At 65.1% G+C, this 17,719-nt stretch carries 8 protein-coding genes; 4 read left to right on the top strand and 4 right to left on the bottom strand.

Going from position 1 to position 17,719, the window contains the following annotated elements:
• Window positions 1-29 precede the first annotated feature (29 nt).
• Window positions 30-722, bottom strand: a complete 693-nt coding sequence (locus EET13_RS12555; RefSeq protein WP_122442593.1) for a TetR/AcrR family transcriptional regulator — start codon at window positions 720-722, stop codon at window positions 30-32.
• Window positions 719-1,846, bottom strand: coding sequence for an NAD(P)H-dependent flavin oxidoreductase (locus EET13_RS12550; RefSeq protein WP_122442592.1), 1,128 nt, complete (start codon window positions 1,844-1,846; stop codon window positions 719-721). Before EET13_RS12550 ends, EET13_RS12555 begins: the two co-directional genes overlap by 4 nt.
• 59 nt (window positions 1,847-1,905) lie before the next feature.
• On the opposite strand from EET13_RS12550, the gene EET13_RS12545 reads away from it, so the two are divergent.
• On the top strand, window positions 1,906-2,340 hold the full coding sequence (locus EET13_RS12545; RefSeq protein ID WP_122442591.1) for a PaaI family thioesterase: 435 nt from the start codon (window positions 1,906-1,908) through the stop codon (window positions 2,338-2,340).
• Between the two features lie 27 nt (window positions 2,341-2,367).
• On the opposite strand, the gene EET13_RS12540 is transcribed toward EET13_RS12545, so the two are convergent.
• A complete protein-coding gene (locus EET13_RS12540; RefSeq protein WP_122442698.1) occupies window positions 2,368-2,931 on the bottom strand; it encodes a carboxymuconolactone decarboxylase family protein in 564 nt (187 codons plus the stop codon).
• Between the two features lie 730 nt (window positions 2,932-3,661).
• On the opposite strand from EET13_RS12540, the gene pks2 reads away from it, so the two are divergent.
• The 3 genes from pks2 (at window position 3,662) to EET13_RS12520 (ending at window position 15,559) form a co-directional block, all read left to right on the top strand.
• On the top strand, window positions 3,662-9,952 hold the full coding sequence (gene pks2 / locus EET13_RS12530) for a sulfolipid-1 biosynthesis phthioceranic/hydroxyphthioceranic acid synthase (protein ID WP_211189064.1): 6,291 nt from the start codon (window positions 3,662-3,664) through the stop codon (window positions 9,950-9,952).
• Window positions 9,953-10,026: 74 nt separating this feature from the next.
• The gene (locus EET13_RS12525) at window positions 10,027-11,493 is read left to right on the top strand and encodes a condensation domain-containing protein (protein WP_244606162.1); all 1,467 of its coding nucleotides are present in this window, start codon (window positions 10,027-10,029) and stop codon (window positions 11,491-11,493) included.
• A 451-nt stretch (window positions 11,494-11,944) separates the two neighbouring features.
• Complete coding sequence (locus EET13_RS12520; RefSeq protein ID WP_122442588.1) at window positions 11,945-15,559, top strand: MMPL/RND family transporter; 3,615 nt, start codon at window positions 11,945-11,947, stop codon at window positions 15,557-15,559.
• 172 nt (window positions 15,560-15,731) lie between these two features.
• Here EET13_RS12520 and EET13_RS12515 read toward each other — a convergent pair whose 3' ends face one another.
• Window positions 15,732-17,480, bottom strand: coding sequence for an AMP-binding protein (locus EET13_RS12515; protein ID WP_122442587.1), 1,749 nt, complete (start codon window positions 17,478-17,480; stop codon window positions 15,732-15,734).
• Window positions 17,481-17,719: the final 239 nt, after the last annotated feature.

Genomic DNA, 17,719 nt, shown 5'->3' with positions numbered 1-17,719 from the left:
TGAACTGGCCTTATACTCTCAGAACACCCTCAGAGTCGGCGCCTGTGACTTGTGTATGAATCGATCGGCGCGACCCGTCCGTCCGCCTCCGGGCGCGGGCGCAGCCCGTCGAGTACCAGCGACACGACGAAGTCCGCCGCTTGAGCAGCAGTGACCCCGTCGTCGGTGCTCAGGCGCCGGTGCGCCAATTGGCCCACCAACGCGGCCAGTGTGTAGGCGACCATCCGGGGCGGGGCCGCCACCACTTCACCTCGGGCCTGAGCAGCGACGATGAAGGCTTCGATGTCGTCGATGAACCGTTCGTAGATCCCGCCGATGTGCCTTTCGAACCGGTCGCCGAGCGCATGAGCGTCCCGGAACAAGAGTTTGACGGTGGCCTTGTCGGCTTCGAAGAACTCGAACGTGGCCTGCACGCCGGCCCGAAACGACACCTCTCCCCCGATGCTGGCGGCCGAACCGCCCGCCGCGACCAGCGCATCGGCGAGATGCGCGCGCAACGCATCCTCTTCAGCCGCCATCAAGGAGTGGAACAGGACGTCCTTGGAGTCGAAATACCAGTAGATCAAGCCGTACGCCAGGCCGGCCTGCCTGGCGATGTCCGCGATCGTGGTGGCGTGAAAACCCTTGCGTGCAAAGACTTCTTTGGCTGCGGCCATGATCTGGTCACGCCGTTGCGACTTGTCCTCGTCACTGACTGCCCGGCGCCGCCGGGTGGTGCTCACTTGTCGACCAGCCGCTCGAGCCGCCCGACAGTGTCGATGAATTCCTCGACCATCTCGAGCACCACCGAGCGGGTCGGCCGCACGCGGTTGAGGGAGCCGACGACCTGACCGACAAAGTAGGTCGCCAACTCTCGGGCCTTGGTGCCCGGCTGCGCGGCCGCCTGGCTGATTCGCAGCTGTGCGTCACCGATCAGCGCCGTCTGCAGCGGCATACCGAGGGGGTCGGGGTTTTCCGGCCGGGCCCACTCGTCGGTCCATGCGGTGCGCAACATGCGTGCCGGTTTGCCGGTCATCGACCTGGACCGCACGGTGTCCGTGGAGCCGGCGGCCAGGAACTTCTCCTTGACCACCGGAGGTGTCTCGGCTTCCTCGGTGGTCAGCCACACCGACCCGCACCACACGCCCTCGGCGCCCAAGGCCAGGGCCGCAGCAATCTGGCAGCCCCGCGCGATCCCACCGGCAGCCAATACCGGAAGCGGATCGACGGCATCGACGATCTCGGGGACCAGCACCATCGTTGCCACCTCGCCGGTGTGACCGCCGGCCTCGGTACCCTGAGCCACGATCAGATCGACACCCGCCGCGGCGTGCCGGCGAGCGTGTTGCGTCGTGCCGGCCAACGCCGCCACCAGGACCTCATGGCCGTGAGCGCGTTCGACAAGGTCAGCCGGCGGTGGCCCCAGCGCACTGGCGATCAGCCGGATGTCGTGGGCGAAAGCCACATCCAGGAGCGGCTCGTAACCCTTGGGTGAGATGTTGAGGCCTCCCCCGGATGTCCGGCGTTGCGGTTCGGCGGGCTGGGCGACGCCGTAGCGCAGCAGCAAATCGTCGACGAAAGCGCGGTGCTCAGCCGGCAGCAACTCGGCCACCTGCTGCCGGTCGATCCCACCCTGCTCGGCGCCGACATACTTCGGCGGCAACAGCAGGTCCACTCCATACGGCTTGCCGCCGGTCTGCTCCTCGATCCAGGTCAACTCGCTGTCGAGCCGCTTGGGGCTGTGTGCAACGGCGCCGAGAACCCCGAACCCGCCGGCGTTGGTCACCGCGGCAACGACATCGCGGCAATGGCTGAATGCGCAGATGGGAAATTCGACACCGAGCATTTCGGCGACTCTGGTCCGCATCTGGGTGACGCTATGAGCTATTGATTGATATGTCAATCTAATGCGGTAGCGTAGCCGCCATGGCCGAGCCGTTGACCGCTGAACAGCAACACCAGCGCCGCCAGGCGGTGCGTGACCTGATGACCAGCACTCCGTTCATGGGCGGGCTGGGCATCGTGTTCGAACGCTACGAGCCCGACGACGTCATCCTTCGGCTGCCGTTCCGAGACGACCTCACCAATGACGGCACCTACTTTCACGGCGGGGTGATCGCGTCGGTGATCGATACCGCCGGCGCGGCGGCCGCCTGGTCCAACCACGACTTCGACAAGGGCATGCGGGCGGCGACGGTCGCGTTGAGCATCCAGTACACCGGCGCCGCCAAGCGCAGCGACCTGCTGTGCCATGCCCGCACCACCCGGCGCCGCAAGGAACTCACCTTCACCGAGATCACCGCGACCGATGCCGACGGCAATGTCGTCGCCCACGCGATCCAGACCTACCGGATCGTCTGATCCGCGACTATCTCGATTACGGTTCGCCTACGGCGAGACGCCGTCGGGCGGCCAGCTCGACACGCCCTCTTCCAACGGGACTTCGAGGCTGCGCAGCATCGAAGCAACCATCCGCCACGCCCCAATGGCCGTGATGAGTTCGATGAGAACCGTTGTGTCCCCATGCAATTCGCGCTCACAGGCGGCCCAGCTGTCCGCACTTACCGCGCCCTTGCGCACCACATCGTCGGTGGCCGCCAGCACCGCCCGCTCGGCCGGCCCGAACCCTTCGTAGCTCTGCCAGTCCCGTACGCCAAGCAGATCGTCAGCCGACACCCCCAGGCCCGAGGCGACGCGCCAATGCTGAGTCCACTCGTAGTCGCAGGCGGTCAGCCAGCCGATCCGCATGATCGCCAACTCACGCAGTCTCGGATCGAGGGCGCCGTGCCAGAGCATGGTTGCGAGAAAGTCGTTGAAGGCGCGCGCGAGTCGCGGGTGGTTCAGCAGCACCTGAAAGATGCTGAGCTCGGCCATGTAGTCGGGCACGCCGGCTTCATCGGCAGCCGCCTTGGCCTCGTCGACCGCCAACTGGGGTACCCGGGCTGGCTTCAAGGGTGGGGTCATGGTGTGAGCACTCCGTGTCCTGCAGGGATACCATCGCTTTCGCCGGCCATGGTAGCCAGCAGTTCCTCGACGTCGTGGACCCACACGCAACGGCGCGGCGTCCCTTGGTACCGGCAAGGACGGCGACACGCCATGGCAGGTTCGCCGGCCTGCGCTCGCATCCCATACCGCGGCGACGACCGCCACCTTGCCATCGAAGCTGCTATCGCCCAAGGTATTCCAGTTTTCAGCCGGTTGACCGGGGCCCACGCGCCGTCGTCGGATGCGCACCGCGAAGCCGCCGCGCCGACGCCTGGACGCCGATACCCACCGATGACGCGGCCGCGCGGCGGTTTCAACACCAGTGCCCGCGCAACCGCGCCGTCCGACATACCAGCACACTATGGACGGCTGACTAACCGGTCAATAGCGAGCCAGCGCGTGTCCCGGGCAACTACCGGGATCGGGGGAACTCGTTGTGGCACAACGCTGAAGTTCGCGGCCAGGAACAGCAGCGCAACGCAGACCGGCCATCGGGCCGGCGCCACGACCCAATCCGGATACCCCGAAAAGCACTGTCTGAGCAAACCGCGACGTTCGCCGGCGATCAACGCCAGCGAATTCGCAAAAACGTCAAACCGGACGCGGTGTGGCAGGTCTTCGAAGGCCCAGCAACCGGATACGCTGCGGTCACCTGAAGAGATGGCGATCGGGGGTCGCGCTGGGGAGGTGGCTGACGGTGGACGACACGCGTGTGGACCCCGTTGCGGTAATTGGTATGGCGTGCCGGCTACCGGGCGGCATCGATTCACCCGGGGCGCTGTGGACAGCGCTGCTGCGGGGCCACGACTTGATTTCCGAAGTTCCCGCCGACCGTTGGGATGCCGATGAATACTACGACCCGGAACCTGGCGTGCCGGGGCGATCGGTGTCGCGATGGGGGGGCTTCCTGGACGACGTCGCCGGCTTTGATGCCGACCTCTTTGGGATCAGCGAGCGCGAAGCGACCGCGATGGATCCGCAGCAGCGGCTGCTGCTGGAAACCTCGTGGGAGGCGGTGGAACACGCTGGTTTGGCACCGAAATCGCTGACCGGCACGCAGACCGGTGTGTTCATCGGAATCGCTCACAGCGACTACGCGCATGTCACCGCGGATGCGGGCGCGCTGGAAGACGCTTACGGGTTCACCGGAATTCCGTTCAGTATGGCCTCCGGACGAATCTCATACGGCCTGGGGCTGCGCGGGCCGGCAGTCAGCCTTGACACCGCATGTTCGTCGAGTTTGTTTGCGGTGCATACGGCTTGCCGCAGCCTGAACGGCGGCGAGAGCGACCTGGCCCTGGCGGGTGGCTGCATGGTGATGCTGGAGCCCAGGATCGGCGCTTCGGCATCGGCGTTGGGCATGCTGTCGCCGACCGGCCGCTGCCGCGCATTCGACGCCTCGGCAGACGGTTTCGTCCGCTCCGAGGGCTGCGCCATGGTGCTGCTCAAACGGCTCCCGGACGCCCTGCGCGACGGCGACCGAATCCTCGCCGTGGTGCGCGGCACCGCTACCAACCAGGACGGCCGCACCGAGAACATCGCAACCCCCTCCCCGCAGGCCCAGGCCCAGGCATATCGAGCGGCTTTGCGGGCGGCCGGCGTGGACCCCGCCACCGTCGGGATGGTGGAGGCGCACGGCACCGGCACCCCCGTCGGCGACCCTGTCGAATTCACAAGCCTGGCAGAGGTTTACGGTGTAGAACGCGCCTGCGCAATCGGTTCGGCCAAGAGCAACCTGGGCCACACCGAGGCCGCTTCCGGCGTGGTGGGGCTCATCAAGGCGATCCTGTCGCTGCAGCACGGGGCGGTTCCGCCGGTGCTGCACTTCACCCGGCTGTCCGATGACTTGGCGGGGATTGACACCAAACTTTTTGTGCCGCAGGACGTTACAACCTGGCCCGAACAAGATGCCGCGCTGCCGCGGCGGGCGGCGGTGTCGTCATATGGAATGTCGGGCACCAACGTGCACGCCATTCTCGAACAGGCACCGGCCACCGCGACATGCCATGACACAGGGGACTCAGCCGCCCCGGCGCCGCTGGTGTTTACGCTCTCGGCCACTTCGGCCGAGGCGTTGCGCGCCAGTTCGCGCCGGCTGGCGGCATGGATGTCCGAACTCGAGGACCACGATCCGGCGACATTGCCGAATCTGGCCTACACCTTGGCCCGGCGCCGGGGCCACCGGTCGGTCCGTACCGGGGTGGTCGCCCAAAGCCCCGACGACTTGATCGAGCGCCTGCGGGAGGTCGCCGACGACCAACGTCCCTACCCCGTCGCCGTCGGCCACGACGATCGCGGCCCGGTGTGGGTATTCTCGGGCCAGGGTTCGCAGTGGCGCGCGATGGGCGCCGAGCTCTTGACCCGCGAACCGGTGTTCGCCTCGACCGTCGCCGCGGTCGAGCCGGTGATCGCTCGGGAGTCGGGCTTTTCGGTCACCGATGCGATGTCCGCTCCGCACACCGTTACCGGTATCGACCGGGTGCAGCCGACGCTGTTCGCCCTTCAGGTCGCGCTCGCGACTACCTTGTCGTCCTACGGAGTCCGTCCGGGCGCGGTCGTGGGGCATTCGCTAGGTGAAGTGGCGGCAGCCGTGGTCGCGGGAGCCCTGTCATTGGACGACGGGGCACGCGTGATCTGTCGGCGGTCGCGGCTGTGTCTGCGGGTCGCCGGTAACGGCGCGATGGCCTCGGTGGAGTTGCCCGCGCAACGGGTACGCGAGGAGCTGGCCCGGCGCGGCGCCACGGCTCGCGACGTCGTCGTCGCCGTGGTCGCCTCACCGCAATCCACCGTGATCGGCGGTGCGGCCCAGACCGTTCGCGACCTGGTCGCGCGGTGGCAAGAGCGTGGAGTGCTGGCCCGCGAGGTAGCCGTCGACGTGGCATCGCACACCCCGCAAGTCGACCCGATCCTGGCCGAGCTGTCCCAGGCTCTGGTCGGCCTGACCCCGATGGAACCGGCGATTCCGTATTATTCGGCAACGTCGTTCGATCCGCGCGAACAGCCGGCTTGCGACGCGCGCTACTGGGTCGACAACCTGCGTCATATGGTGCGGTTCGCCGCCGCGATGCGAGCGGCGCTGGAGGACGGATACCGGGTGTTCGCGGAGCTTTCACCGCACCCGCTGCTGACACGGGCCGTCGAGCAGAGCGCCGGCAGCCTCGACATTGCCGTGGCCGCGGTGGCCGCCATGCGACGTGAGCAGCCCATGCCATGGGGACTGCGTCCGGTGGTGATCGATCTGTACAGTGCCGGCGCCGCGGTGGACTTCGCGGTGCTTCATCCCGGCGGACAGCTGATCGACGCGCCGCTTGCCGTGTGGACACATCGCCGGATGCTGCTGCGCCCTGACCGGGCGGGCCCCGGTTCGTGCGTGAATACCGTTGCGGCGCACCCATTATTGGGCGCACACGTACGACTGATGGAGGAGCCGCCGCGCCATGTCTGGCACGGCGAGGTCGGCGTGGCGGCGCTACCGTGGCTGCAAGACCACCAGATCCACGATGTGGCCGCCCTGCCGGGCGCCGCCTATTGCGAAATGGCATTGGCAGCAGCCCGCACGATATTCGGCGAACAGTCGCACGTGTGCGACATCCGGTTCGAGGAGATGCTGCTGCTGGACGACCAGACCCCGATCAGCGCGATCGCGTCGGTCGAGGAACCCGGAGCCGCCAGCTTCGTCGTCCAGACCGAGCAGCAAAACCAGAAGGTGCGGCGGGCCAGCGCGACGCTGCGCGCCGTCTCCGCCGAGGAGCGGCCGCCCGCCCATGACGTGGCCGCGCTGCTGCTGACCTATCCGTGCCGCCACGACGGAGGCGAGGTGCGAAAGCGGTTCCACGAGCGTGGTATTCGGTTGGGATCGGCCTTTGCCGGCCTGGCTGCCGCACACGTGGCACAGCAGACGGTCAGTGCCGTGCTCGCCGAAGTCGCCCTACCGAGTTCCATCCGCCGGCAGCAGGGCAGCTACGGAGTGCACCCCGCATTGCTGGACGCGTGTTTCCAGTCGGTTGCGGCCCACCCCGCCGTGCGGCAGGTGGGCAACGGCGGCCTGCTGTTGCCGCTCGGTATCCGCCGGCTGCGCGGCTACGCGTCGACCCGCAACGCCCGCTACTGCTACACGACCGTGACTGCATGCGGCACCAATGTCGAGGCCGACATCGACGTGATGGACGAACACGGGGCCGTGCTGCTGGTGCTGCGCGGACTGCAGATGGGCACGGGGCTCTCGGAGAGCGCCGACCGCGATCGCCTGCTGGCCGAGCGATTGCTGACCATCGAGTGGCACGAGCGCCAACCGGCTGGCCCCGACGTCGTGAACGCCGACGCCGGGAAGTGGCTGCTGGTCAGCATGTCCGATACAGCCGACATGTTGGCAACCGAACTCATCGATGCGTTGAAGGGCTTCGGTGCCCAATGCGCGACGCTGTGCTGGCCTCGGCAAGCGAACCCGGCGCCCAACGTCGACCGGTTGAGCGGGCAGCTCGACTCCGGTGGAGTTAGCGGGGTGGTCGTACTGGCACCCGAGCGTCTGGGTGGTGAAGGCGCGCGAAGTCTGCGCCGCGGCAGCGATAACGTCAAACAGCTGGTGCACATCGCACGCCGGCTGCCGGAAGTCGCTGGCTCGGCCCCCCGCCTGTATGTGGTGACCAGGAACGGGCAGCGGGTCCGATCCGACGACTGCCCCGATCTGGAACAGGCCGGCTTGCGTGGTCTGCTGCGCGTCGTCGGCGCCGAGCACCCGTACCTGCGGACCACCCATATCGATGTCGACGACCACACCGATGCCGAACAGGTGGCGCGCCAACTGTTGAGCGGCTCCGACGAAGACGAGACAGCCTGGCGAGAGGGCCGCTGGTTAACCGCGCGGTTGTGCCCGGCACCGTTGCGGCCCGACGAGCGCGACACCACGGTCGCCGAACTCGACCGCCACGGTGTGCGGCTGGGGATCCGGACGCCCGGGGACCTGCGGACGATCGAACTGGTGGCGGCCGAGCGGGTAACGCCCGGTCCCGGGCAGATCGAAGTCGCCGTGACCGCATCCAGCCTCAACTTCGCCGACGTCCTGATCGCCTTCGGCAGATACCCCGCTTTCGACGGCCTGTCGCCGCAGTTCGGCGCGGATTTCGCGGGTGTGGTGACCGCGGTGGGCACCGATGTCACCGACCACCGGATCGGCGACCGGGTGGGTGGCATGTCATCGGCGGGGTGTTGGGGCTCGTTCGTCACCTGCGATGCACGCCTGGCCACGACACTGCCGGCGGGGCTAACAGCCGGGCAGGCTGCCGCGGTGACCACCGCGCACGCCACCGCCTGGTACAGCCTCGTCGATCAGGCCCGGATCCAGACCGGCGACAAGGTGCTCATCCACTCCGCCACCGGCGGGGTAGGACAGGCCGCCATTGCGGTCGCCCGGGCCGCAGGTGCCCAGATCTTCGCCACCGCCGGCAGCCCGAAGCGTCGAGAGCTATTGCGCGACATGGGGATCGAACACGTCTACGACTCACGCAGCAGCGTATTCGCCGACCAGATTCGCCGGGACACCGACGGTTACGGCGTCGACGTCGTCCTCAACTCACTGACCGGTACCGCCCAGCGCGCCGGCATTGGCCTGTTGTCTTTCGGCGGGAGGTTCGTCGAGATCGGCAAGCGCGACATCTACGACGACAGCCGCTTGGCGCTGTTCACGATGCGCCGCAACCTCACCTTCCACGCCGTCGACCTGGCGTTGCTGACGGTCACCCACCCCAACCGGATCCGCGAGCTGTTGACCACCGTCTACCGACTGGTCGCCGAGGGCACGTTGCCCATGCCGCAGTCCAGGCATTACCCGATTACCCAGGCGGCCGAAGCGATTCGGGCAATGAGCACCGCAGCGCATACCGGCAAACTCGTCCTCGACATCCCGCACACCGGACACAGCACCGTGCTGCTCCCGCCCGAGCAGATCCCCGTCTTCCGGCCCGACGGCGCCTACATCATCACCGGCGGCCTCGGCGGCCTGGGGTTGTTCCTGGCGGAGAAGATGGCCGCCGCCGGCGCCGGCCGCATTGTCCTCAACTCACGTGCTCAGCCCAATCAAAAAGCCAGCGAGACAATCGATCTCGTCGAAGCTACCGGGTCGGACGTGGTAGTCGAGTGTGGCGACATCTCCCATCCCGCAACCGCGGGCCGGTTGGTGGCAAGCGCAACAGCCACCGGGTTGCCGGTGCGCGGCGTGCTGCATGCGGCCGCCGTTGTCGAAGACGCCACCCTGGCCAACGTCACCGACGAGCTGATCGAGCGGGACTGGCGGCCAAAGGTTCACGGCGCCTGGCATATGCACCAGGCGACCGCCGCCCAGCCACTGGATTGGTTCGCGGTGTTCTCGTCGGCGGCCGCCCTGTTGGGCTCACCCGGCCAAGGCGCCTATGCGGCGGCCAATAGCTGGCTGGACGGCTTTGTACAGTGGCGGCGAGCTCGTGGCCTGCCGGCGACCGCGATCGCGTGGGGCCCGTGGGCCGAGGTTGGCCGGGGCGCCCATCTTGCCGATACCGGCGACACCACGATGATCGCTCCTGACGAGGGGGCTTACGCGTTCGAGGCATTGCTTCGGCACACCCGCGCGTACACGGGTTACCTCCCGGTCGTCGGATCGCCCTGGCTGACTGCCCTGGCCGCACGCAGCAGGTTTGCCGAGGGATTCCATTCCGCCGCCCGGAACCGGCCGGGCGACAGCACATTTCGAACCGACCTGCTGGAACTACCCTTAGACGAGTGGCCGGGACGGCTCCGCCGGCTAATCGCCGAGCAAATCGCGCTGATTTTGCGTCGCAGCGTTGACCCGGATCGTCCCCTTTCTGAATACGGGCTGGATTCGCTGGGCAATCTGGAGCTGCGCACGCGGATAGAAACCGAGGTCGGGATACGTTGCAGCCCCACGGATGTCACGACAGTTCGCGATTTAGCCGATTGCCTCAGTGAAAAGCTGGCAGTCAAAGAAACGATCCGATGACAATGTGCGGCCTATTCGCCGGTGTGAAATATCCTGGAATCGGGCGTTGAACCAAAGGAGTTCAATTGGTTGTCGTGGGCAATCTCGGTCTGGATAATGTCAGGAATTGGCTGCCGGAGCCCGGTGTTGTCTGGCTGTGGCACCCGTCACCGGCAACCCGGGACAACGCCCGCGACGCGCCGCCCAGCGCCGCGCCGCCGAGCTACATACAGGCCCGGCATCTGCGCCGGTTCGCTGAGCAAACGGCCAGCGGCCTGGACATGTCGCGGCTATTGGTCATTGCCTTCGACATCCTCGGGCATTGCGATATGCGCACCATGACCTACGTCATCAACGCCCACCTTCGTCGCCATGACACCTACCGCAGCAGGTTTGCGGTAGGTGTCACTCGGCAGATAATCCGTCACACCATCACCGATCCCGGTGTTATCGAAATGCAACCGGTCGAGTACGGCGAGATGACACCGAATCAATGGCAGAACTACATCTTGAGCACCCCAAGTCCCCTGGATTGGGACTGCTTCAGATTCGGCGTGATCCAGCATGACGGTCACTTCACCGTCTGCATCAGCATTGACCACATACATTTCGATGCGACATTTCTCGGCACGATCTTCCTGGAGATTCGCGAGATGTACAACACACTGATGGACGGCGGCGAGCCCATCCCCTTGCCCGCGGCCGGCAGCTACGCCGAGTACTGCCTGCGCGAGCACGCGTACACCTCCGCATTGACATTGGATTCGCCGGAGGTCCGGCAATGGATCGAATTCCTGGAAAACAACGACGGATCTTTTCCCGCGTTCCCGCTGCCGCTCGGCGACACGTCGCGGGTCACAACGGGCGAGGTGCTTTCGCTGCAGCTGCTGGATGCTCAGCAGACCGCCGACTTCGAGGCCGCGTGCACCAAGGCCGGTGCCAGGTTCAGCGGCGGAGTTTTCGCGTGCGCCGCCCTCACCGAATACGAACTTGCCGGCGCGGAGACCTATTACGCGGTCACACCCACCGGCACCCGAAGCACACCGGCGGAATTTGTCACCAGCGGATGGTTCATCGGACACCTTCCGCTCGCCGTGCCGATCGCCGCGTCGTTCACTGAAACCGCGCGCGGCGCCCAAGCGGCTTTCGACTCTCGCGCCCACCTGGCCAAAGTGCCCTTCGAACGGGTGCTGGAGTTGGCGCCCTGGCTCGCGACGCCACCACCGCGAGGCGGCTTCCCTATGCTGTCGTTCCTCGACGCCGGGGTACCGCCGCTTTCGGCCGTATTCGCGCCTCAAATCCGCGCCGCAAATACCAGAGTCTTCAGCGATGGTCGCATCGCGGCTCGGGTGTGCATGTGGGTCAACCGGTTCCACGAAGAGACCACGGTGACAGCATCCTTCCCCGACAGTCCGATAGCCCACGAGTCCGTACAGCGCTACCTCGACACCATGAAATCGGTGTACGTGCGTGTCGCCGAGGGCCGCAGCGAGATCCACCACCGGCGAGCAACCGCGCTCAGCTTCAGCGGCAACGGAAATGACGGCCTGTTCCCCGGTTGAGGGACGTTGGTGCGAGCGGTGCCGTAGCCGCGGCCTTCCGGCGCGCGCTGGTGGCGCGTCGTTGACATCAATACCCGTCCGGGCGCTGCCGGATTACCGAAAACAGTCGACTTTCTGCACTTCGGACAAAAAATTTTTGTACGTTGGCACGATTTTTCCACGGGCCGAAGAGCAACGGGCTACCCTGTGGTGCACTAGCAGAATTGAGGATGCCCGGCCGTTGCGGACCGAGATGTTGGGGGGCTGAGTCGACATGCGATGCCCCCGGGACCGGGTGCCTGAGCACCACCGAAAAGAGGTGGCTGGAATTGCATAGCACCGCTGCCTATCCAGCTACATTCACCCGTCCACTCGATCAGTTGTCGGCGACGCGTTCCATAGCGTTGCCAGTCCTCGGACGGGCCGCCGAATTCACACACCACCGCTATGGCGTTGAAAGGCGTCGCGCCTGATGAGCGATTCCGAAGCAGCCCGTCCCGGAGGCATTTTCGACCGACTGGGCCAATTGGTCGTTCGGGCGCCGGCGTTGGTCATCGCATTCTGGATCGCGCTGGCGGCACTGCTCGCGCTGACTTTCCCGCCGCTGATGGAGGTTGCCGGCAAGGCCGGCGGAGACGCGTTGCCCGCTGACGCCCCGACGATGGTCACCAGCAAAGAGATGGGTAAGGCCTTCGGCGACAGCGGCAAAGGCTCACAGCTGTTGGTGATCCTGACCGACGAAAATGGGCTTGGCCCGGCCGATTTGGAGACCTACCACACGCTGGTCGACAAACTGCACCAGGCGAATCTGTCGGTGCAGGACTTCATCGCCACGCCCGCCCTGCACGACGTGTTGTCCAGCAAGGACAACAAGGCCTGGAACCTGCCGGTGATGTTCCAGACCGACCCGCAGGAGCCGGCCACTATTGCGGGGTACAAACAAGTCCGGGAGATCGTTAGCCAGACTCTCGCCGGCTCGACGCTGACCGCCAATTATGCCGGCGGTCTGGTCACCATGTCCGACCTCACCGCCATCGGCCAGGAAGACGCACATCTGATTGAAATCGGCACCGCGGTGAGCGTGCTGATCATCTTGCTGATCATTTACCGAAACATCGTCACCATGTTGGTGCCGCTGGCCACCATCGGTATCTCCATGGGGACCGCGCAAGGCACCTTGTCCGCGCTGGCGACACTGGGCCTGAGCGTGCAAACGCAGACGATCATTTTCATGAGCGCGGTAATGATTGGCGCCGGAACGGACTATGCGGTCTTTCTGATCAGCCGTTATCACGACTATGTGCGGCAGGGCTTGGCGTCGGACCTCGCGGTCCGGAGGGCCTTGATGTCGATCGGCAAGGTAATCGCTGCCTCGGCGGCGACTGTGGCGGTCACATTCATCGTGATGGTCTTCTGCAAATTGCCGGTCTTCTCCACGGTGGGTCCGGCCATTTCGGTATCGATCGTCGTCAGCTTCGTGGCTGCGGTGAGCCTGCTGCCCGCCATTCTGGTGCTGATCGGACGACGCGGCTGGATCAAGCCGCGGCGCGATCTTACCCATCGCTTCTGGCGGCGCACGGGAACGCGCATCGTGCGCCGGCCCCGGATCCACTTGGTCGCCAGTCTCGTAGTGCTGGCAGTCCTGGCGGGATCCAGCTTCCTGGTGCGCTTCAACTATGACGATCTCAAGGCGTTGCCGTCCGACGTCACCAGCGTCGCCGGATACGAGGCCATGAGTCGCCATTTCCCGCAGAACATGATGACGCCGATGGCTCTGTTCATTAAGTCACCACGTGACTTGAGGAGCCCCAGCGCGCTCGCTGATCTCGAGATGATGTCGCACCGGATCAGCCAACTACCCGACATCACCGCTGTCCGCGGGTTGACCCGGCCCAACGGCGAACCGCTGCAGCAGACGAAGGTGTCGTACCAGGCCGGCGAGGTGGGCGGCAAACTCGACGAGGCCGGGGATGCGATCCGGGACCACGGTAGCGACTTGGACCGGCTGGTCAACGGCTCCAACGATTTGGCCGGCGCCCTGGCTCAGGTGCGCGACCAGGTCAGTCAAGCCGTCGGCAGTGCCGGCACGCTGGTCAGCGTGCTCACCACGATGAAGCAACTGATGGGCGGCGACAAGACGCTCAACGACCTGGACCGCACAGCCAAGCTTGTCGGCCGGATGCGGGCACTCGGCGATGCCCTCAGCGCAAACATGGTCGATGTGGCCAATACTGTCGCCTGGGCCAGTCCCCTGCTGAAGGCGCTGAACTCCAGTCCTACCTGCAATGCGGACCCGGCCTGTGCGGCCTCGCGGAGCCAGTTGCAGGCGCTGGTCCAAGCACAGACCAGCGGAACGCTCAACAGCATCACCGATCTGGCTCGCAGTCTGCAGCAAACGAAAGAGGTGCAGACGGTCAGCCAGACGATCGATAAGCTGCAGCAGAACCTGAACCAGGCTGTCAGTACGTTGCGCTCTATCGACGGTCTGCAGAACCGGCTGAATCAGATGCAGCAGGGCGCCAGTGCGCTGGCACAAGGCAGCCGTGCAATCGCCGACGGCGTCGCAGCGCTGGTTGACCAGACCAAGAAGATGGGCACCGGGCTTGACGAAGCATCGGCCTTCTTGCTGGGCCTCAAGCATGACGCCGAACGGCCGTCCATGGCCGGCTTCAACGTTCCACCGCAGGTGCTGGCCGCCGACGAGTTCAAGAAGGCCGCGCAGATTTTCATATCCAGCGACGGACATGCAGCGCGTTACCTCATCCAGAGCTCGCTCAACCCGTTCACCACCCAGGCCATGGACCAGGTGGGCACGATCCTGTCGACAGCAAGGTCCTCACAACCGAATACGGAGTTGTCGGATGCGACGATATCGCTGGCCGGCATTCCGACCGGGCTCGCAGACACTCGGGACTACTACAACAGCGACATCAATTTCATCGTGTTGGCCACGATCATTATCGTCTTTTTGATCCTGGTAATGCTGCTGCGAGCAGTTGTTGCACCCCTTTACCTCATCGGTTCCGTACTCGTTTCGTTTTTTGCAGCCCTGGGGCTCGGTGTCATCGTTTTCCAGCTGATACTCGGCAAAGAATTACATTGGAGCCTTCCCGGCCTGTCCTTCATCCTTTTGGTTGCGGTTGGCGCTGACTACAACATGTTGCTGATCTCGCGAATCCGTGACGAATCCCCGCATGGTGTGCGGGTCGGCGTCATCCGCACGGTCGGTTCAACCGGCGGTGTGATCACGTCGGCCGGCCTCATCTTCGCCGCTTCGATGTTCGGGCTGCTGGCAGCCACCATCACCACCATGGTGGAAGCCGGTTTCATCATCGGAGCCGGAATCTTGATCGACACCTTCATCGTTCGTACCGTTACGGTGCCGGCGTTGGCTGCGCTTATCGGCCAGGCTAACTGGTGGCCGTCGAAGCTCGCCGCGTCCAGTAAGAATTCGAAGCGGCGGGCCAAGCGACGCACCACGGCGCGCGGCCCGGCTCAACCCGCCCGGGCGAAACCCGTCCCGGCCCGCAAGACCGGCGGTGCGACGCGTCCACCGTCGAAAGTTCGCCCCGCTCCGGTTGGCGATGCGCGCCGAGTCGTACGTCGCCGTCCCGACAAAGCCGTGCCGCTGCGGAAGTTGGATTTCCCCATCACGAGCAACGGCAAAGACCCATTCGCCGATCTGGGCGAGCACGCGCTTCCGCTGTTCGGTTCCGTTGCGCTGCACGCCAAGACAGCCAAATCGAATGGCCATGAATCGGTTATCGCCGACGGCGACGGCGACCGTATCCAGCACGCCTTGCCGCTGTTCGGCCCCATCAATCTGCCTGCCCTGATGACTAACGGCAACGGGCACACCAATGGCCTCACCAATGGCCTCACCAATGGCCTCACCAATGGCCTCACCAATGGCCTCACCAATGGCAATGGCCACACGAATGGCCACACCAACGGCCACACCAACGGCAACGGCTACACCAACGGCCACACCAACGGCAACGGCCACACCAACGGCAACGGCCACACCAACGGCACGCAACCCGCCGAAACGGGAGGCGCCCTCCCGGACAAGTCAGCCATCACCTGATATTCCAGTTGTAGCCGGAGCGTGGCAACGACAACCGCCAATACCAGCTGCGAACTCCGAAGGTCACTCGGCCGACGCCGAAATCAACACCAGCGCACAAAAGTTCGAGTGGACGCCACGCTGACATCGATCTCGGCGAACGCCTGACTCGAACGGGCGACCGCGAAGCGACCTAAGTGTCTAAGCGGGTGAACTCGTCCTGCCGGTAGAGCTCCACGCATTGGGCTCGCCTGATCTTGCCGCTGGTGGTTATCGGAATCGAGCCGGGAGACACCAGTACCAGATCCGCCACACTAAGACCATGTGACTTCGAAATCGCCGACGTCACTTCGCGTTTCACAACCTGCATATCGGCCAAATCCTCGTCCGCGTCGGGCCGTTTCTTGAGCTCGATGATGGCGACCAGTTTTTCTGCGCCCTGGTCCGGAACCGCTATCGCCGCACATCGGCCGGGAGTTACCTCCTGGATCGTCGCCTCGATGTCGTCGGGAGAATGGTTGCGGCCGTACACGATCAAGAGGTCTTTGATACGGCCGATGATGAACAGCTCCTCGCCGAAGAAGAAGCCCGAATCACCGGTTCTGAGCCAGGGACCTTCCGGGGTGTTCTCCGACGGGTTGACAATGCGGGCACCGAACGTGCGCTCGGACTCGGCTGGCTTCTGCCAATAGCCAGCGCCGACGTTGGGCCCGTACAGCCAGATTTCACCGACCGAGCCTGTCGGGCATTCGACACCGGTGTCGGGGTCGACGATGCGCACCATCATTTGCCGCGGGATGCCATAGCTCACCAGGCCGGTGCCGGTTCCGGGTTCACACGGCTCCGCCTGACCCGCGGGCAGTTTCGCGGAATCGAAATGTACGACTTTCGGCGGTTCGCCCGGTTCACGGGTCGCGATGTAGACGGTTGCCTCGGCCATCCCATAGGACGGCCGTACCGCCGCCGGGTCGAGGTTGAATTTGGCGAAGCGGTCGGTGAAGCGCTTCACCGTGACCGGCTGCACCCGCTCACTGCCGTTGAGAATGTGGAGCACTTCTCCGAGGTCGAAGCCCTCCAAGTCCTTATCTGTCGTTTTGCGCGCGGCCACATCGAATGCGAAATTCGGCGCCGCTGTGAACACCCGACCGTTACTAGCCATCAATTGCATCCAACGAGCCGGTCGCTGCAAGAACCCGGCCGGGCTCGTCAGCACGACGGGCATACCCGACAGAATGGGGATGATAATTCCCACAAAGAAACCCATGTCGTGGTAGAAGGGCAGCCACGACACCACAGCCGCTCCGGGCGGGGGAACCTTCCCGTACTTCCCGTAGTAACCGTCCATGATCTGCCCGAAATTGACGAACAAATTCTTGTTCGAGATGACGACGCCGGCAGGTGTGCGGGTCGACCCCGAGGTGTACTGCAGATACAGGGCTTCCGGCGCTTCGATGTTGCGCGACCCGGGCCTGGCCGACGACCCCTGCCGCGCGTCCAGATCCAGCAAATCGACTTCCACCAGTGCGGGCGCAGGCTGTCCGCCCTGCGGCTTGCCGTATCCCGAGACATGGTTGACGACAGCGGAACTTGTCAGAATGACCGCCGGCGACGTATCGGCCAACACCGATGTGGTGCGCTCGTCATGGACGCCGGAATACGGGACCGAAAGCGGAACGGCGGTCAGCCCGGCTTCCAGCGCCCCGAGAAACCCGAAGACATAGTCAAGACTTTGCGGTGCCAAGATCACTGCCCGATCGCCGGGTGAACCGAGCTCCCTGAGCTGCCGACCCACATTGAGCATGCGCCGATACAGTTGCGCCCATGTGAGGGTTTCCGGGACGCCTTCCCAATCCTGCTCGTAATCAATGAATGTCATCGCCGTGTCGTTGGGCTGCAGGCTCGCGCGCTCGCGCAACACAGCGGGAATCGAGGACTCAACCACGGGCTCACACTACCTCGGATGCGCTTGGCTGGTGCCGAATCTGCTCGTCAGCGCCCAGACGGAAGTTTGCCCGATGCAGGGTCAGCGGTGCGGGTCAATTCCGCCAGCAGGCTGCAGCCACGGGCTCCGCAGACCCCGAAATCCCATGGCGCCGGCTTGCACACGAAAGCCCGCCCCGCTCGCCGCGTGGTGGGATATCGTCTGCACTCGGGCACCGTTGCGGGGCTGCCGGGCAAAGG

The organism is Mycobacterium attenuatum, assembly GCF_900566085.1.
Taxonomy (GTDB): domain Bacteria; phylum Actinomycetota; class Actinomycetes; order Mycobacteriales; family Mycobacteriaceae; genus Mycobacterium; species Mycobacterium attenuatum.
Note: the sequence above shows the minus strand (reverse complement) of the source record. Positions and strands in the feature narration are given on the sequence as shown.